Origin of the sequence: Rathayibacter tanaceti, from assembly GCF_009834165.1 — a bacterium.
Taxonomy (GTDB): domain Bacteria; phylum Actinomycetota; class Actinomycetes; order Actinomycetales; family Microbacteriaceae; genus Rathayibacter; species Rathayibacter tanaceti.
In genome coordinates, this window is record NZ_CP047186.1 from 1595860 (window position 1) to 1613167 (window position 17308).

Here is a 17308-nt window from a genome sequence, read left to right on the forward strand (position 1 = left end):
CTAAGCGCCGATTTTGTGCTCGCCGCGACGCGCACGAAGGTAGGCGAGCCGCTCCTCGAGCAGTTCCTCCAGCTCGGCGCGGGTGCGGCGCTCGAGCAGCATGTCCCAGTGGGTTCGGGGAGCCTTCTGCTCGCCCTTGTCCACGACGACCGGCTTCGAGTCCACCATCAGAGTCGCCTCGTGTCCGCACGAGCGGCACTCCCAGGTCTCTGGCGCCTCGGCATCGGCCGAGAACACCATGTCGGTGTCGTGGCCGCAATTGGCGCAGTGGTACTCGTAGGTCGATCGCGGGGAGAAGACGACGCCTTCTTCGCTCTGCAGGCTCTGGGATCCGAGCCGCATTCCTCGCAAGCTTCGATCTGCCATTGTGTGGTCTCCTCTCGCTGTGCTCCACCAGTGTCAACGTCGTACCTGGAGGTGGACTTCCGGTCCCTGCCTTTGCCAGAAAATCCTCAGGTCGGAGGCGTATTCCGCCTCTGCGGGCGCTTCGCCCGGCCGTCGGTCAGCACGGTGTCCACGGCGGTCCGGGCGAGATCCGTGCGATCGGTGACGAGTCCGTCGACACCGAGTGCCAGCAGCTCCGCCATCCGAGTCGGATCGTCGATGGTCCAGAGATGGATCTCGCATCCGCTCCCGCGCAGACGCCGAAGGATTCGCGGCTCGGTGACGCGCAGGCCGAGCACGCTTTCGGGGACCTGCAGCGCGTGGATCCCGTCGAGAACGAGTCGGATCGGCCAGGCGATCCCGAGGTGCGCCGCGACGAGGGCGACTGCGAATCGTGCAGCGGAGGCAGACGTCGCCGCGCCGGGGAGCAGGCGGATCGTCGCGGACCGGCGGCGCTCCGAGAAAGAAGTGATCAGCACGCGTCCGAGGGCGCGCACATCCCGGACGGCGTCGGCGACGGGCACCACCGCATCGGCGGACTTGACGTCGATGTTCAGACGAGCCGTCCGGAACTGCAGCAACACCTGCTCGAGGGAGGCGAGCCGGGCGCCGCCCGCGAGATCGAGGGAGGCGAGTTCCTCCCAGCGCTCGGCGGCCACGCGATGCGTCCGACCCGACGAGTCGACGACCTCGGCGTCGTGCACCAGCACGGCGACCCCGTCGAGTGAGGCGCGGACGTCGGTCTCGAGCAGATCTGCGCCGGCCGCGACGGCCCGCTCGAAGGCGGCCGGAGTGTTGGCCTCGACGGCCGGACCGAAACCGCGGTGCGCGATCACCCTGGGTGTCGGGCCGCTCAGGAACAGCGGCCGATCGGGTGCGCGCATCGCGGGTCGAACCGAGCGGGGGTCAGGCGGACGGCGCCGGGGGAGCACCGCCGACGTCCTGCGTGCGGCTCTCGGTCGATCCCTGCACGCGCTGGCCGAACGCACCGCCGACGCCCTTGAGGGCCTCCGTCAGCTCGCTCGGGATGACCCAGAGCTTGTTGGCGCTGCCCTCGGCGATCTTCGGGAGGGTTTGGAGGTACTGGTAGGCGAGAAGCTCGCTGTCCGGGCGGCCCTCGTGGATCGCGTGGAATACGGTCGTGATGGCCTTCGCCTCACCCTCAGCCCTCAGGATCGCCGCCTTCGCCTGTCCCTCGGCGGCGAGGATCGCGGCCTGACGCTGACCTTCCGCGTTGAGGATCTGCGACTGCTTGGTGCCCTCGGCGGTGAGGATCACCGCACGGCGGTCACGCTCGGCACGCATCTGCTTCTCCATCGAGTCTTGAATGGACAGGGGCGGGTCGATCGCCTTGAGCTCGACGCGACCGACGCGGATGCCCCACTTGCCGGTCGCCTCGTCGAGGACGATGCGCAGCTGACCGTTGATGTTGTCGCGGGAGGTCAGTGCCTCCTCGAGGTTCAGTCCGCCGACGACGTTGCGGAGGGTCGTGGTCGTGAGCTGCTCGACCGCACCGAGGTAGTTGGCGATCTCGTACGTCGCGGCACGCGCATCCGTCACCTGGAAATAGACAACGGTGTCGATCGAGACGACCAGGTTGTCCTCGGTGATGACGGGCTGTGGCGGGAACGAGACGACCTGCTCGCGCAGGTCGATCAGTGGACGCACACGGTCGACGAAGGGCACCACCAGATTGAGGCCGGGGAGGAGGGTCTTGTGGTATTTGCCCAGCCGCTCGACCACCCCCGCTGTCGCCTGCGGGATGATGCGGACCGCCCGGAACAGGACGACCAGCGCGAACAGGACGATGACGGCGACGACGATGAGCGTCACGAGTGCTGAGGTGGTCACGGAGTGCTCCTTTCGGCGGGGACGACGACCGCGGTCGCGCCCTCGATGGCGGTGACGACGACGCGCTCGCCGACTCCGAGTGCGCGGTCCTCGACGAGGGAAGAGAGGCGGACCGTCCAGGTCTCACCGTTCGAGAGCTTCACCTGGCCGGCACCGGAGCCGGCGAGCACGACGCTGCCGGCGAGACCGAGGAGCGCATCCGCGCCGCTCGGAGTGGGATCACCGCCGCGTTTGAGAAGGCGGAGCAGCGGCGGGCGGACCGTGAACAGCAGCAGGGCGGCGAGGATCGCGGCGACGGGGACCTGGATCCAGAACGGAGCGCCGATGAGGCCCGTCACGAGACCGCCGACGCTGCCGACGGCAAGCATCAGGAAGGTGAACTCGAGAGTGATCATCTCGACGATGACGAAAATCAGGATCAGCGCGAGCCAGAGGATCCACGCGTACTGGGTGACAGCGTCCATGCTGACTGCTCCTTCCCCTCGATGAGCACTTCCACGGTAGCAACAGGCCCCGGGCGAGCGCTGGGAGAGAGGGGGAGGGAAGCGGGCGGTGCGGGACGCTTGGTAAGCTCATCCGTCGGGTTGCGGCCCGTCATCGTGCCCGATCCGGCCCCGCGCCGGCGTCCTGGAGGAAACCCTCGTGTCCAACCCCCTCGCACCCGGCTCCCTTGACGGCATCCGCGCCCTCGTCACCGGATCGTCCCGCGGCATCGGAGCCGACACGGTCCGCTACCTCGCCGAAGCGGGTGCACGCGTGGTCGTCAACTACCGCTCGAAGGCCCCCCGCGCCGACAAGCTCGTCGCCCAGATCGCCGAGGCCGGCGGCACGGCCATCGCTGTCGGAGCCGATCTCACCGACGCCGAGTCGCGTGCCGCGCTGTTCTCGCGGGTCGAGCAAGAGTACGGCGGACTCGACGTGCTGGTGCTCAACGCCTCGGGCGGCATGGAGAGCAACAGGGGAGAGGACTACGCGATGGTCCTCAACCGCGACTCGCAGGTCGCGACCCTCGATGCGGCGCTGCCGCTGCTCGGCGAGGGCTCCCGCGTCGTGTTCGTCACGAGCCACCAGGCGCACTTCATCCGCAGCACGCCGACCATGCCCGAGTACGAGCCCGTCGCCCTCTCGAAGCGCGCCGGCGAGGACGCTCTGCGTGCGAGGATCGGCGAGCTCGCCGAGCGCGGCGTGGAGTTCGTCGTCGTCTCGGGCGACATGATCGAGGGTACGATCACGGCGACGCTGCTCGAACGCTCGAACCCGGGCGCGATCAGCTCGCGCCGCGAATCTGCGGGCAAGCTCTACAACGTGCAGGAGTTCGCGGCCGAGGTCGCCCTCGCGGCCGTCGAGCCGATCCCGGCCGACAACACGCGCCTCGTCGGCGACGTCTCGGACTTCGCCTGACCGCTCCGCTCGTCCGAGCAGGGACAGCGGGCTGCTGACGAGTTCCGGGGCCGCTTCGCTTTATCCGATAATGCACATTATGTCAGTTCGAGGGAGACGGCGAGGTTGTGGACCGGCCACTCGACTTCTGCTTCTGCCGGCACTGGTGCTCGCGTTCATCGCCCTGCGCCTCGTGTTCGTGGTTGTGCACAAGCGCACCCGGTTCCCGGGTGCGGGCGAGACCGAGCAGAACGTTGTCGGCGATCTGGAACGACGGCCCGTCTTGGTCGGCCAGGACGCGCCTCGTGACGGGTGGACGTGCTCTACGTCCACGGCTGGCCGTCTCCTCCGCGACTTCGACGAGCTCGTGCGTTCGACACTCGCGTTGCCGCTCTCTCCTGTCTCGATGGGTCAGAAGCGGGAGGCGACGTCGTACAGCACGTCGTCGTCGCCGGCGTAGATGCCGTCCCGACGGGGCCAGTGCGAGACGACGTCGGTGAAGCCGAGCTCGCCGGCGCGGCCGACCATGTCGTCGAAGCGGGACGCGCTCTCGAGCGAGTAGTCGCCTCCTGAGTCGAGCGAGAGGTGGCGCTCGACGCTCCTCGGGTCTCTGCCCGCGGTCTCGAGGGCATGGTCGAGTCTGCCGGCGAGGTCGGCAACGCCGCTCCACCACTCCTCCCCCGTCCGCTCGGCGGGCCCGGTGGTGACCCAGCCCCGACCGTGCTCGGCGACCAGCGCGAGCCCGCGCGGGCCGTTCGCGGCGAGCACGAAGGGAACACGCGGTCTTTGCGCCGGCTCCCCCACCATGCGTGCAGCGCGCGCTGTGAACCACTCCCCTGCGATGTCGACGCCGTCCGAGCCCGGCTTCTCGAAGCGGAGCAGGACGTCGAGAGCCGTCACGAACTCGGCGAAGCGCTCGTGGCGCTCCCGCGGTGTATACGACGGCTGGCCGAGGACGCCGGCATCGAAGCCGGTTCCGCCGGAGCCGACCCCGAGGAGGATCCGGCCGCCGGCCATCTCGTCGAGCGTCGCGATCTCCTTGGCGAACGGGACGGGATGTCGGAAATTCGGCGACGCGACGAAGGTGCCCAGACGCAGCGTCTCGGTGACGAGGGCCGCCGCGGTGAGTGTCGGTACCGTCGCGTGCCACGGCTCGCCGGCCAGGGAGCGCCACGAGAGGTGGTCGTAGGTCCACGCGTGGTCGAAGCCGAGCCCTTCGGCGGACTGCCACTTCCGGCGGGCGACGGCCCACGGGTCCTGCGGGAGGATGACGATGCCGTGTCGCATCGTCCGAGTGTAGGTCTGCGACGGCCTCACAGTGCGGCGGGCGGCACCGGAGGCGGATCGGGCACCTCGTCGACCACCGATCGCGGAACCATCAGGGTCGGCAGCGGCACTCGGCCAGGTCACCGCTCGCGCGCGTGCTCGAGCTGATGGAGCAGCCCGCGGGCGTCCGCGCTCACCCGTCGCGCGAGACCGGGATGGGCGGCTCCAGGATCGTCGAACGCGGCGGCCAGCGCGCTGAGCACACGAGCGGTGCTGCGCAGGTCGCCCTCCCCCATCGGCATCGGCTCACCTCGTTTGTGGATACTGCCGTCGGCGTGTCAGCGGCGGAACTCCTCCGCGGCGCCGAACGCTAGACGCGGCCGGTCGCGCAAGGCACGACGGTTGACAGATCCGCTCCCGGCGGGTCGGAGGGATCCTCCTGGCTACGCTCGGCGAATGGAGGAGCTCGAACCCGGCCCGCGGGACCGGCGTGTCCAGGTGGAGGGCCGGGGCCGTCGCCCGGATCGAGGTGGACGGTGTCCTCGCCGCCCGCGGCCAGGTCGGGGTGAGCGGGAGCGATGCGGTGCTGGACCGGATCGAGACCGGGGCGGAGTTCCGGCGGCGCGGGCTCGGAGGTCTCGTGGTCGGTGCGCTGACCTCCTGGGCAGGAGGCGAGGGCGCGCGGACCGGACTGCTCCTCGCGAGCGCGGACGGTCACGCTCTCTATCGCTCGCTCGGCTGGGCGGTCGCCGCGCCGGCGAGCACCTGGCGTGGATCCGACGGCGTGGAAGTTTGACAGGACATACATACATCTCTACAGTCGTCCCGAGGATCTCGGACGAGGCCCCATCACTGCACCGGCGCCGTGAGAGGCTGCCGACCACTCCCAGGAGGATCCTTGAGCACGACCGACATCGGTGTCGCCGTCATCGGCGCAGGCATGGCAGGCAAGGCGCACGCGGCCGCGTACCGCACCGCCCCCGCCGTGTACGGCAACACCCTCCCTCCGATCCGCCTCGTCGCGATCGCCGACACCTTTGAACCCCTCGCGAGGTCAGCGGCCGAGCGGTTCGGCTACTCCCGGCACGAGACCTCCTGGCGGGCCATCGCCGACGCGGAGGACATCGACGTCGTGTCGGTCGTCGTCGCCAACCACCTCCACCGCGAGATCGTCGACGGGCTCCTCGCCGCAGGCAAGCACGTGCTCTGCGAGAAGCCGCTCTCGGATTCGATCGCCAGCGCCCGCGCGATGGCCGAGACCGCCCGCGGAGCAGATCGGATCGCTCGGATCGGACTCACCTTCCGTCGTGCGCCCGGGATCGCCTACCTCCACGAGCTCATCGGGACGGGCGTGCTCGGCGACGTCCTGCACTTCAGCGCACGCTACTGGACCGACTACGCCGCAGACCCGGGTGTCGGCATCAGCTGGCGTTTCAAGGGCCCCCAGGGATCCGGGGTCCTGGCTGACGTCGGCAGCCACGTGTCCTACCTCGCCGAGTTCCTGGCAGGACCGGTCTCCGAGGTCAGCGGAGGACGGTTCCGCACGGTCATCCCCGAGCGCCCTCGGCCCCTCGGCGCCGTCTCCGGGCACGGAACCACCGCCGTGAGCGACGAGCTCGACACCGTCGAGAACGACGACTACGCGGCCTTCTCCCTCGGGTTCGAGAGCGGAGCGGCCGGTGCGGTCGAGGTCTCCCGGGTCGCGGCCGGGCATCCGAATACCCTGCAACTCGAGGTCTTCGGGTCCCGGGGCGCGGTGCGCTGGACGCAGGAGCGCCCGGCAGAGGTGCAGCTCTACCTCTCGGAGGGACCGGCAGCGCAGCGCGGCTACCGCACCATTCCCCTGGGGCACGACCACCCGTACATCGCCGGCGGCCTCCCCCTCGATGTCTCCGGCGTGGGCTTCGGTCAGAACGAGGGCTTCGTCTTCCAGTCCCGCGCGTTCCTCGAGGAGGTGGCGGGGCTGCCCGAAGCCGACTCCCTCCCCCGGAACGCCGGGTTCGACGAGGCCCTGCACAACATGCTCATCCTCGACGCCGTCACGCGCTCCGCCGCGGCCGGTGGCGCGACCCAGACGATCGGAGACTGATCGTGCGACTCGGCCTCTACAACGCGATCCTCCACGACCGCAGCCTTCCCGAGGCGATCGACGCGATCGCCGACGCCGGTCTCACCGGCCTCGAGCTCAACACCGGCGGCTTCCTGCCTCCCGTGCACATCCCCGACCTCGACCGGATCCTCGAGAGCGACGCCGCCCGCGACGACTACCTGGGTCTCTTCGAGGGCACGGGCGTCTCCCTCGCCGGCCTCAACTGCAACGGCAATCCTCTGCATCCCACACGGGCCATCGGCGAGAAGCACGCGGAGGACATCCGCCGGTCGGTCCGCCTCGCCGAGCGTCTGGGCCAGGACCGCGTCGTCACGATGTCGGGCCTGCCCGGAGGCGAGCCCGGGTCGACACGGGTGAACTGGGTTGTCAACGCCTGGAACTCCGCCGCGCTCGACGTGCTCGATTACCAGTGGGAGATCGCCGCGGACTTCTGGCGCGAGACCGACCGACTGGCCGCCGACCACGGCGTGAAGATCGCGCTGGAACTCCACCCGCAGAACGTGGTCTTCAACTCGGCCGACGTCCACAAGCTCCTCGACCTGACCCGCGCCACCCACCTCGGCGTCGAACTCGATGCATCGCACCTGTTCTGGCAGCAGATGGATCCGATCGCGGTCGTCCGCCACCTCGGCGAGCTGGTCGTTCAGGCCGCCGCCAAGGACGTCAGGATCAATCCGGCGACGGCCGACCTGAATGGCGTGCTCGACAACAGCTTCCGACGCCTCTCCCCCGACGAGCCCCGCACCGGCCTGGGAGGAGACGAGTGGGCCAACGAGTGGCCCCGGCCCGCGTCCTGGGACTTCGTGGCTCTGGGCAAGGGGCACGATGTGGCCTACTGGACCGAGTTCCTCGGCGCCCTCCGCGAGGTCGACGAGGACATGCTCGTCAACATCGAGCACGAGGATGTCGAGCTCGACCGTATCGAGGGCATCCAGGTCGCGGCAGGAGTCCTGAAGGCCGCCGACGACGCGTTGACCGCCTCGCTCGCCGAGGTGTGAGCGAGCGTCCCTGCAGGTGCGCAGCGGGATCGGTGCCCGGGCGCGTCCCGCGGGCGGCGGAGGGACTCCCTCCCCGCTCCGGGGCGCCCGAGCACGATGCCGTCTCGCTCCGGCGCCGAATCCGCCACGTGACGCGTATCTTGCGCCACCGCGTCATAGTGAGCGGTCGGGCGAGTCCCCCTACTATGCCCCTGCTGCACGCTGCCCCCGACTCCCCCACCCGCTCCTCCGTCCCCCGCCGCCGTGGGCGCCGTCTCGACGTGCTCGCCATCGCGGCGGCCGCTCTCGTGAACGAGCGATATCTCGACCGGAGCTTCACCCTGCCGGGTCTCGCCGCCGAGCTCCGCGTCAGCGTGTTGCTGCTCAAGATGCGCTTCCGCCGCTTCTACGGCCTCGCGCTCGACGAGCACCTGGCCCTGCGCCGCCTCGAGCTCGCCGAAGTGCTGATGGCCAGCACGCCCGTCGCGCTGGGCGGCCTCGAGCGGATCGCCCGGGGCGCGGGATACCGGGGTGCGGCCGAGCTCGACCGCGACCACCGGCGTTTCAGGCGCAGCTCGGCACTCGCAGCCTGGTTCCGTGTCTCGCCGCGGCGCGACCCGCTCGACATCGCCGTGCGCCCGGTCGTGCCGATCCGTCCCGAGATCGAGATCCTCGCGCCTGTGAGCATGCTGCCGCAGCGGGGCTGAGCCCTGCCGGTGGGGCGGTACAGTGCGACGATGCACTCCCCGGGCTCCCTCCGATGACCGCCGTCCGCTACGTCGCGATCGGCGACTCCTTCACCGAGGGCGTGGGGGACGAGCGCCCCGACGGCGTTCCACGGGGCTGGGCCGACCTCGTCGCGCAGGGCTGGGCGCGGGCCGGCGGCGAGCGGATCGAGTACGCCAACCTGGCGATCCGCGGGCGTCTGATCGCGCCGATCCTGGCTGAGCAGCTCGAGCCCGCCCTGGCGCTCGGCCCCACTCACCTGTCGTTCAACGGAGGGGGCAACGACATGCTCCGCCCACGCGCCGACATCGAGCGCATCGCCGATGCCTACCTGCGCGTGCTCGAGCGCTGCGACGAGCAGGGGGTCACACTGATCGCCCTCGCCGGCGCGGATCCCTCACCCCGGCTTCCTCTCGGCGCGGTTGTCCGTCGGCGCGGTGACGCTCTCACCGACGCCGTCCTGCGCCGGCTGGGGCATCGCAGCGACGTCGTGGTCGCCGACAACTGGCACGACCCGGCCTTCGCCGATCCCGCGCTCTGGTCCGAGGACCGCCTGCACCTCGGCCCGCGCGGGCACGTCCGAGTGGCGGAGAGGGTGCTCCGTGCGCTGGGGATGACGCCGTCGGCCCTCGAGGGGACGGCGCCCGAGCGGGGCGCCCGCTCCCGTGTCGCCTCCACTCACTACTACCGCCGGCACGTCGCCCCCTGGGTGCACCGGCGGCTCACCGGGACCTCCTCCGGAGACGGGCGCGCGGCGAAGTACGCGGCGTTCGTGCCGATCGAGCCGGTCTGACCCCTGCGATCAGCTCCAGCCGAACCGAGCGGAGAGGACGCGGGCGACCGCGTCGTACCGCGCGCGCCCGAGAGCAGCGCCCTCGCGCCGCATCCCCGCAGGATGCACGCGGAAGACGCGCTCCGGGTCGACCCAGCTCGGCCGCCCCTCCGAGTCCCAGGCCCCCGTCCCGACCGCGAGGTAGCCCGAATGCTCCTTTGAGCTCAGGCGCACCGCCAGGACGGTCCCCGCCTTCTCGACGGTCAGCACCAGTACCGGCCGGTCCTTGCCGCGGCCGTCGTGCTCCTCGTAGGGCACCCAGGTCCAGACGACCTCGCCGGGGTCCGGATCGCCGTCGGGGGTGGGGGCGTAGTCCAGTCGGACTCCGCGCAGCCGCGACGGGTCGACCTCGACCGTGCGCCCCACGCCGCTGGCGCCGGGAGTCGGTGCGGTCGTCGTCAGGTACGGGCGTTGCGGGAGTGGTCCGGCATCGGCACGAGGGGCACTCGCCCGTCCGAAGAGTCGGAGGAGCAGGGAGAGGACCGAACGCGAGGAAGGCACCACGGCACCCTAGCCCGGATGCGTCGCGGCCGGTCGGAGGCGTCGCACGAACGACGGCGGGGTGCCGACCCGAGGAGCCGGCACCCCGCCGAGTGCTGTGTCGTGAGGGTCTAGTCCGCGAGGACGTAGCCCGCCTCGCCGTGGATCGCGGTGTCGATGCCCGCGATCTCGTCCTCGTTCTTCACGCGGAATCCCATCGTCTTCTGGATCACGAAGCCGATCAGCAGGGTCATCACGAAGGAGTAGATCAGGACGGTGAAGGCCGCGAGCGCCTGCGCGCCGAGCTGGGCGAATCCGCCGCCGAGGAACAGGCCGACGTCGGTCCCGAAGAAGCCGATGTACAGCGTGCCGATCAGGCCGCCGACCAGGTGCACGCCCACCACGTCGAGGGAGTCGTCGTAGCCGAGGCGGTACTTGAGGTCGATCGCCAGGGCGCAGACGGCACCGGTGATCACGCCGAGCACGATGGCCCAGAAGGGCGAGAGACTCGCACACGCCGGGGTGATCGCGACCAGACCGGCAACCGCTCCGGAGGCAGCGCCGATCGAGGTCGGCTTGCCGTCTTTGATCTTCTCGACGACGAGCCAGCCGAGGATCGCGGCGGCCGGTGCGGCGATGGTGTTCAGGAAGGCGACTGCAGCGATCCCATCGGCTGCCAGCTCCGAGCCGGCGTTGAAGCCGAACCAGCCGAACCAGAGCAGACCCGCGCCGAGCAGCACGAACGGCGGGTTGTGCGGCTGGTGCGCGCCCTTGGTGAAGTTCACGCGCTTGCCCAGCACCAGGGCGAGGGCCAGGGCGGCCGCGCCGGCGTTGATGTGGACCGCGGTGCCGCCCGCGAAGTCGATCGCGCCGACGCCGTAGGCGATCCAGCCGCCGTCGACGACGGATCCGGTGTCGGGGTCGAGCGTGAAGTTGAAGACCCACGAGGCGACCGGGAAGTAGACGACCGTCGCCCAGACACCGGCGAAGACCATCCACGCGCCGAACTTGGCCCGGTCGGCGATGGCCCCCGAGATCAGCGCGACGGTGATGATCGCGAAGGTCGCCTGGAACGCGGCGAAGGCGAGGGTCGGGAAGGCCGATGTCTGCTCGCCGAGCGCATCCGTGTAGACACCCTGCAGCCCGATCTGGGCGGTGTCGATGCCGAGGACGCCGTCGATGCCGACGAAGGTGTCCGCGCCGGCGGGGCCGTCCGGCCCGTTCCCGAACGCGATCGCGTAGCCGTAGAGGACCCAGAGGACACCGATGAGCCCCATGGCGCCGAAGCTGAGCATCATCATGCTGATGACGCTCTTCGCGCGGACCAGACCGCCGTAGAAGAAGGCGAGTCCGGGGGTCATGAGCAGGACCAGCGCGGCTGCGATGAGCAGGAACGCGGTATTGCCTTGATCCATAGTTGAACCTCTCGTGAGTGTGCAGAGAAAAACCCGGAGCGGGAACGCGGCGTCGATGCACGTCCTCGGGACACGCTGGTGTCGGGTCACCTCGGGTAGCCCACAGTCTTGCGGCGGGACGTTTCGTCCCGTGCGGTACCGCGTTTCGTGGAGGTTACGGCCGGGGCCCTCAGGTAAAAACCGCGTTACAGAGCGCTGGCGATCGGCATGACGAATGCCGCTGGAACGCCGTGAGCCGCATCGCTCGGCTCGCGTGCCGACCCGGTCGCCGGTGTCGGAGGATCGCGCTTCCTCCCGATCGGGGCCTACTCCCCCGCGCGAGCCGGTCCGAAGGGCGTCATCGAGGTCAGGGCGATCAGACGCGACATCGAGCGGAGGTACTTCTTGCGGTAGCCGCCGCTCAGCATGTCCCCGCCGAACACCTCGTCGAGTGCGGTCCCGGAGGCGAGCACCGGGATTTGCGCGTCGTAGACGCGGTCGATGAAGGCGACCAGGCGCAGTGCGTCGGTCTGGTCGGTGAGCGCAGTGACGTCGCGGAGCACGATCGCGTCCACTCCGTCGATCACCTTGATGTATCGCGAGGGATGCACGGTCCCGAGGTGCCGGATCGCGTCGGCGAACGAGTCGTCGGTGACGACGCTGCCGGAGGGGGCCGCCGAGGCGATCGAGGCGATCTCGTCGTCGGTGCGGACGACGGCGTGCCCTTCGATGTCGCGGCGCCGGTAGTCAGTGCCGTCGATCCGCCTCGTCTCGAAGTGCGCGGCCATCGACTGGATCTCGCGGAGGAAGTCGGCGGCGGCGAACCGGCCTTCGCCGAGCGCGTTCGGCGGCGTGTTCGAGGTCGCCGCGATGCGGGTGCCGGAGGCGACCAGCTCGCCCAGGAGGCGTGTCATCAGCATCGTGTCGCCCGGGTCGTCCAGCTCGAACTCGTCGATGCAGAGCAGCGCCGAGCCCTTGAGCAGCGAGACCGTCGCTGCATAGCCGAGCGCTCCGACGAGCGCGGTGTACTCGATGAACGTGCCGAAGTAGGTGCGCCCCGGCACCGCGTGCCAGATCGCCGCGAGCAGGTGCGTCTTGCCCACTCCGAAACCGCCGTCGAGATAGACGCCGGGCTTCGCCTCCGGAGCTTTCCGGCGGCCGAACCCGAGGAAGCCGCCGCCGCCGCCCTTCGAGCCGCCGCCCGCAGTGAACGCCCGCAACGCCTCGACGGCCTCGGCCTGTGAGGGGTACTCCGGGTCGGGACGGTAGCTCTCGAAGGTCGCACCCTCGAACTGGCGCGGAGGCACCAGCGCCGAAGCGATCTCGTGGCCGCTGATCTGTGGGGAGCGCGCCGTCAGGCTGCTCGTTGCTCGGACGTCCTCGTGGCTCACTCGCGTCTCGCATCCTGCGTCCGGCGGGGTCCGGACTCGTCGTGTCCCGCTCGGGGGCATGGACGGGGCCGGACTCCGGCCTGTGTGGAACTGGTCCTGTGTGGAACTGGTCCTGTGTGGAACTGGTCCTGTGTCGAAGTGGTCGTGAGTCCGACAGGAGGACCATGTCCGAACGGTCGTGGCTCCGACCGCTCTGTGTGTCGACCGGTTCTGTGTCGACCTGTTCTGTGTCGAACTCTTACGCCGCTCTCCGTGCGGCAGAGTCCGCGGACGCGTACTGTCGCTGAAGGGCGGGCTCCAGCGTAGCCCGCTCGTGGAATCACGCCCGCGCTCAGCGCACGATCCTGGAGGTCCTCCTTGTCCGTCGAAACCGATCCGTCGCCGAAGTTCGCCTCCTACGCGCACCCCGAGCGGCTAGTGAGCGCGGACTGGCTCGAGGAACGTCTGGGCACGCCCGGCCTGGTCGTCGTCGAGTCCGACGAGGACGTCCTGCTCTACGAGACCGGCCACATCCCCGGCTCCGTCAAGATCGACTGGCACACCGACCTCAACGACCCGGTTCAGCGCGACTACATCGACGGACCCGCATTCGCCGCACTGGTCGGCGGCAAGGGCATCGCCCGCGACACCACTGTCGTGATCTACGGCGACAAGAACAACTGGTGGGCCGCCTACGCACTCTGGGTCTTCACCCTCTTCGGCCACGAGGACGTGCGCCTGCTCGACGGTGGCCGCGACAAATGGATCGCGAAGGGCCGCCCGGTCACGACCGACGCCTCCTCTCCCGAGACGGTCGAGTACCCGGTCGTCGAGCGCAGCGATTCCGAGATCCGTGCGTTCAAGGAGGACGTTCTCGCGCACTTCGGTAGCCCGCTGATCGACGTGCGCTCCCCCGAGGAGTTCTCGGGCCAGCGCACCTCCGCGCCAGCCTATCCGGAGGAGGGCGCTCTGCGCGCCGGCCACATCCCCAGCGCGCACAACGTGCCGTGGGGCCGGGCCGCAGCGGAGGACGGCACCTTCCGCCCCCTCGAGGAGCTCGACGGCATCTACCGCGAGGGCGCGGGCCTGAAGGACGGCGACTCGGTGATCGCCTACTGCCGCATCGGCGAGCGCTCGGCTCACACCTGGTTCGTGCTGACCCATCTCCTCGGGTTCCAGGGCGTCCGCAACTACGACGGCTCCTGGACGGAGTGGGGCAGCGCGGTGCGGGTCCCGATCGTGCAGGGCTCCGAGCCCGGCGAGGCCCCTCTCGCTCGCTGAGGCTCGTGGGAGCGGGCCCGCCCGCGCCAGAGCCGATCGCCGGAGTCGTGGACGAGCGACTCCGGCGCCGGGCTCCATGCGTGAGCCCGAGCGATGCCCCGGAGCCTTCCGGTGGTTCCGCCCCCTCCGCGGCCCGGTTCGACCGGGCCCTCCTCGACAGCGCCGACCGAACGGCCCCGCGCCGGGAGGTGATCTGCGGATGGAAGAATGGATCCCGATGACCGACGACAGCCTTCCCGATGCACTCCGTGAGATCCGCGACGAGTTCCTCGCCCTCGAGAAGCCGGAGCGACTGCAGCTCCTCCTCGAGTTCTCGAACGAGCTCCCCGAGCTGCCGGAGCGCTACCGCGACCACCCCGACCTCTTCGAGCGGGTCGAGGAGTGCCAGGCACCGGTCTTCATCGTCGTCGACGTCGAGGGCGGGATCGTGCACCTGCACGCGACGGCTCCTCGCGAAGCCCCGACCACCCGCGGCTTCGCGTCGATCCTGGCCCAGGGTCTCGCCGGCCTCACGCCCGAGCAGGTGCTGGCGGTGCCCGACGACTTCCCGCAGACCATCGGCCTCGCCGAGGCGGTCTCTCCGTTGCGCCTGCGCGGGATGAGCGCGCTCCTCGGCCGCACGAAGCGCCAGGTCCGCGCGCACCTGGCGGCGTGATCCTCCAGCCGCTCGTCCCCCCGGGGCCCCCGATCCGGCTCGGTGAGGACGGGGCCCGGGCCGCGATCGCCGAGGCCTACCGCCCGGGCGGTGCGACGCGCGTGCGTATCAACATGATCGCCAGCGTGACCGGGTCCAGCATCGGCTCCGACGGCACGAGCGAGACGCTGACGAACCGCGTCGACCGGACGATCCTCGGCGTCATCCGCGAGCAGGCCGATGTCGTGCTGGTCGGAGCGGCGAGCGTGCGCGCTGAGGGCTACCGCGTTCCCCGCCGCGTTCCGCTGGCCGTCGTCTCGGCCTCCGGGGATCTCGCCGGTCACCGGCTCGAGCTGCAGGAGGGTTCTCGGGTGCTGCTGCTCGTTCCTGAGCCGCGAGGCGCGACCTCCGCTCCGCCCCCCGGGGTCGAGGTGGTGGCGATCCCGTCCGAGTCCGGCCGCCTCAGCGTGGACGCCCTTCTCGATGCCCTCGAGGCCCGAGGGCTGCATCGCGTGGTCTGCGAGGGAGGCGCGTCCCTCACGGGGCAGTTCCTCGCCTCCGGCCGGGTCGACGAGATCTGCCTGACCACCGCTGCGCGAGTGGTACTGCCCGCGCTCCCCCTCGCCGCCGACGAGGCGCCGGTGGACGACTCCTACGCGCTGACCGCCCTGGCGGTCGATGACTCCGGCAGCACCTACGCCCGGTGGAGCCGCATCCGCTGATGCCGCTGCGCGGCGTGCCTCCGTCTCATGGGCGGGCCGGAACCCTAGTCTGCGGACGTGCCCGAATTCCCAGCGTCGTCCCAGCTCCCCGAGGAGTTCCGGGTCGCGACGGAGTCGATCCGCGCCGCAGCGACGCGCGACGAGCTCACCGTGTCCGAGATCGCATCGCCCACCGGCCTCGCGCCGTGGGCCCTCGCCCTCGCCGGCGACGTCTCACCGCGGGCCCACGGCCGCGACTCCGAGCTGGGCACGGGGCGCTTCATCCTGCTCTACGACCCCGAGGAGCCCGACCAGTGGGGTGGCCCCTATCGCGTGGTCTGCTTCGCTCAGGCGCCGCTCGAGGTCGAGATCGGCACAGATCCCTTCCTCGCCGAGGTCGCGTGGTCGTGGCTGATCGACGCGCTCGAGGTGCGCGGGGCGGCGTACTCCGCGGCCTCCGGCACGGCGACCAAGGTCCTCTCCACCGGGTTCGGCGAGCTCGCCGCTCAGGGCGATGGTGCGCAGATCGAGATCCGCGCCTCCTGGAGCCCCGAGGATGCGCGTCTCGCCGCCCACGTGGAAGGCTGGGGGGAGCTGTTGTGCATGCTCGCGGGTCTCCCGCCCGTATCGGGCGACGGTGTGACCTCGCTCGCCTTCCGACGGAACAACCGTGACTGATTACCGTGTCCTCTCCACGACCGACGAATTCCTCGCCGCGGTCGACGCCCTCGCTGCCGGCGAGGGTCCTGTCGCCGTCGATGCCGAGCGCGCCTCCGGCTTCACCTACTCTCAGCGCGCCTATCTGATCCAGGTCTACCGCCGCGGAGCCGGCGCCTTCCTCCTCGACCCGCCCGCGATCGGGCGGATGGACGCCCTCCAGGCGGTGATCGGCGACGAGGAGTGGGTCCTGCACGCGGCCAGCCAGGATCTCGCCTGTCTGCGCGAGGTCGGGCTCGACCCGAGCCGCATCTTCGACACGGAGCTCGCCGCTCGCCTGCTCGGCCTGCCCAAGGTGGGGCTCGGCGCCGTCGTCGAGGATCTGCTGGGGATCCACCTCGCCAAGGAGCACTCGGCGGCCGACTGGTCGACGCGTCCGCTCCCCCAGAGCTGGCTCGTCTACGCCGCGAAGGACGTCGAGCTCCTGGTCGATCTGCGCGACCGGATGGAGGAGATGCTCGTCGCAGCGCGCAAGACGCGGATCGCCCGCGAGGAGTTCGAGGCCACCCTGGCGCGCGCACCGAAGCTCCTGCCGCCTGATCCGTGGCGACGTCTGTCCGGCACGCACTCCCTGCGCGGCCCGCGGCCCCTCGCGGTGGCGCGCGAGCTCTGGCTCGCCCGCGATGCGTTCGCCCGGGAGCGCGACATCGCTCCTGGTCGTCTCATCCCCGACTCCTCGATCATCGCGGTCGCCCGCAACATCCCGACCAGTGCCGGGCAGCTCGCGAGCCGTCGCGACTTCACCGGCCGGGCCAGCCGGGGCGAGGTCGATCGCTGGTGGGCCGCGATCGAGCGAGGGATGACGACGGAGGATCTGCCGAGCCCGACGCGGCCGGCCGCGGACACACTTCCGCCCCCACGCGCATGGGGAGACCGTAACCCGGCGGCCGACGCGCGGCTCAAGGCCGGACGCGCCGTCGTCACCGAGATCGCCGAGCTGCTGTCGCTGCCGGTCGAGAACCTGCTCACGCCCGAGCTGCTCCGCCGACTGGCGTGGAACCCGCCCGAGCCCCTGGACGCCGCTTCGGTCGCGGAGGAGCTCTCCAGGGCCGGCGCGCGGCCCTGGCAGGTCGAGGCGACCGCGGGCTCTCTCGCGACCGCGTTTGTCGAAGCGGCCCAAGCGCCGGCCGACCGCGCGGAAACCCCTTCGTAGGAAGCGGCAAAGGATTCCGGCCGGGCGGTAGCGGTTCCTACGATCGACGGCG

20 protein-coding genes are annotated in these 17308 nt (G+C 70.6%); 11 read left to right on the top strand and 9 right to left on the bottom strand.

Annotation, left to right across the window (positions count from 1 at the left end; all coding sequences use genetic code 11):
• From GSU10_RS07500 to GSU10_RS07515, 4 genes are all read right to left on the bottom strand, one after another.
• A complete protein-coding gene (locus GSU10_RS07500) occupies window positions 1–366 on the bottom strand; it encodes an RNA polymerase-binding protein RbpA (RefSeq protein ID WP_068207052.1) in 366 nt (121 codons plus the stop codon).
• A gap of 86 nt (window positions 367–452) precedes the next feature.
• Window positions 453–1268, bottom strand: coding sequence for a glycerophosphodiester phosphodiesterase family protein (locus tag GSU10_RS07505; protein ID WP_068207054.1), 816 nt, complete (start codon window positions 1266–1268; stop codon window positions 453–455).
• Window positions 1269–1290: 22 nt separating this feature from the next.
• Window positions 1291–2217, bottom strand: a complete 927-nt coding sequence (locus tag GSU10_RS07510; protein WP_413784012.1) for an SPFH domain-containing protein — start codon at window positions 2215–2217, stop codon at window positions 1291–1293.
• Between the two features lie 14 nt (window positions 2218–2231).
• Complete coding sequence (locus tag GSU10_RS07515; protein WP_068207060.1) at window positions 2232–2699, bottom strand: NfeD family protein; 468 nt, start codon at window positions 2697–2699, stop codon at window positions 2232–2234.
• A 178-nt stretch (window positions 2700–2877) separates the two neighbouring features.
• On the opposite strand from GSU10_RS07515, the gene GSU10_RS07520 reads away from it, so the two are divergent.
• The gene (locus tag GSU10_RS07520) at window positions 2878–3636 is read left to right on the top strand and encodes an SDR family oxidoreductase (RefSeq protein ID WP_068207063.1); all 759 of its coding nucleotides are present in this window, start codon (window positions 2878–2880) and stop codon (window positions 3634–3636) included.
• Window positions 3637–4026: 390 nt separating this feature from the next.
• On the opposite strand, the gene GSU10_RS07525 is transcribed toward GSU10_RS07520, so the two are convergent.
• A complete protein-coding gene (locus GSU10_RS07525) occupies window positions 4027–4902 on the bottom strand; it encodes an LLM class flavin-dependent oxidoreductase (protein WP_132504295.1) in 876 nt (291 codons plus the stop codon).
• 119 nt (window positions 4903–5021) lie between these two features.
• Window positions 5022–5183, bottom strand: a complete 162-nt coding sequence (locus GSU10_RS07530; RefSeq protein WP_158286064.1) for a hypothetical protein — start codon at window positions 5181–5183, stop codon at window positions 5022–5024.
• 188 nt (window positions 5184–5371) lie between these two features.
• Here GSU10_RS07530 and GSU10_RS07535 point away from each other — a divergent pair, with 188 nt between their 5' ends.
• The 5 genes from GSU10_RS07535 (at window position 5372) to GSU10_RS07555 (ending at window position 9487) form a co-directional block, all read left to right on the top strand.
• The gene (locus GSU10_RS07535) at window positions 5372–5677 is read left to right on the top strand and encodes a GNAT family N-acetyltransferase (RefSeq protein ID WP_068207068.1); all 306 of its coding nucleotides are present in this window, start codon (window positions 5372–5374) and stop codon (window positions 5675–5677) included.
• Between the two features lie 144 nt (window positions 5678–5821).
• Entirely contained in the window at window positions 5822–6970 is a 1149-nt protein-coding gene (locus tag GSU10_RS07540; protein WP_068207144.1) for a Gfo/Idh/MocA family protein, read from the top strand.
• Between the two features lie 2 nt (window positions 6971–6972).
• Complete coding sequence (locus GSU10_RS07545; RefSeq protein WP_068207072.1) at window positions 6973–7989, top strand: sugar phosphate isomerase/epimerase family protein; 1017 nt, start codon at window positions 6973–6975, stop codon at window positions 7987–7989.
• A gap of 185 nt (window positions 7990–8174) precedes the next feature.
• The gene (locus tag GSU10_RS07550; protein WP_068207075.1) at window positions 8175–8675 is read left to right on the top strand and encodes a helix-turn-helix transcriptional regulator; all 501 of its coding nucleotides are present in this window, start codon (window positions 8175–8177) and stop codon (window positions 8673–8675) included.
• 53 nt (window positions 8676–8728) lie between these two features.
• Window positions 8729–9487, top strand: a complete 759-nt coding sequence (locus GSU10_RS07555; RefSeq protein WP_068207077.1) for an SGNH/GDSL hydrolase family protein — start codon at window positions 8729–8731, stop codon at window positions 9485–9487.
• Between the two features lie 9 nt (window positions 9488–9496).
• Here the strand turns inward: GSU10_RS07555 and GSU10_RS07560 are convergent, their stop codons facing one another.
• The 3 genes from GSU10_RS07560 to zapE all read right to left on the bottom strand — a co-directional run bounded on the left by GSU10_RS07560 (window position 9497) and on the right by zapE (window position 12791).
• Window positions 9497–10027 carry a type II toxin-antitoxin system PemK/MazF family toxin gene (locus GSU10_RS07560; protein WP_082844893.1) on the bottom strand — a complete coding sequence of 177 codons (531 nt, stop codon included), beginning with the start codon at window positions 10025–10027 and terminating at the stop codon, window positions 9497–9499.
• Between the two features lie 110 nt (window positions 10028–10137).
• Window positions 10138–11421 (bottom strand): ammonium transporter, encoded by a 1284-nt coding sequence (locus GSU10_RS07565; RefSeq protein ID WP_068207080.1) that lies wholly within the window; start codon window positions 11419–11421, stop codon window positions 10138–10140.
• Between the two features lie 305 nt (window positions 11422–11726).
• A complete protein-coding gene (gene zapE / locus GSU10_RS07570; RefSeq protein WP_068207083.1) occupies window positions 11727–12791 on the bottom strand; it encodes a cell division protein ZapE in 1065 nt (354 codons plus the stop codon).
• A 357-nt stretch (window positions 12792–13148) separates the two neighbouring features.
• Between zapE and GSU10_RS07575 the strand changes: the two genes are divergently transcribed.
• The 5 genes from GSU10_RS07575 to GSU10_RS07595 all read left to right on the top strand — a co-directional run bounded on the left by GSU10_RS07575 (window position 13149) and on the right by GSU10_RS07595 (window position 17256).
• Window positions 13149–14051 carry a sulfurtransferase gene (locus GSU10_RS07575; RefSeq protein ID WP_068207086.1) on the top strand — a complete coding sequence of 301 codons (903 nt, stop codon included), beginning with the start codon at window positions 13149–13151 and terminating at the stop codon, window positions 14049–14051.
• Window positions 14052–14268: 217 nt separating this feature from the next.
• Window positions 14269–14706 carry a SufE family protein gene (locus GSU10_RS07580; protein WP_068207089.1) on the top strand — a complete coding sequence of 146 codons (438 nt, stop codon included), beginning with the start codon at window positions 14269–14271 and terminating at the stop codon, window positions 14704–14706.
• A complete protein-coding gene (locus GSU10_RS07585; RefSeq protein WP_241972888.1) occupies window positions 14703–15407 on the top strand; it encodes a dihydrofolate reductase family protein in 705 nt (234 codons plus the stop codon). The genes GSU10_RS07580 and GSU10_RS07585 overlap by 4 nt, the downstream gene beginning before the upstream one ends.
• Window positions 15408–15464: 57 nt before the next feature.
• On the top strand, window positions 15465–16064 hold the full coding sequence (locus tag GSU10_RS07590) for a DUF3000 domain-containing protein (RefSeq protein ID WP_068207095.1): 600 nt from the start codon (window positions 15465–15467) through the stop codon (window positions 16062–16064).
• Complete coding sequence (locus GSU10_RS07595; RefSeq protein ID WP_068207098.1) at window positions 16057–17256, top strand: ribonuclease D; 1200 nt, start codon at window positions 16057–16059, stop codon at window positions 17254–17256. The genes GSU10_RS07590 and GSU10_RS07595 overlap by 8 nt, the downstream gene beginning before the upstream one ends.
• Window positions 17257–17308 lie beyond the last annotated feature (52 nt).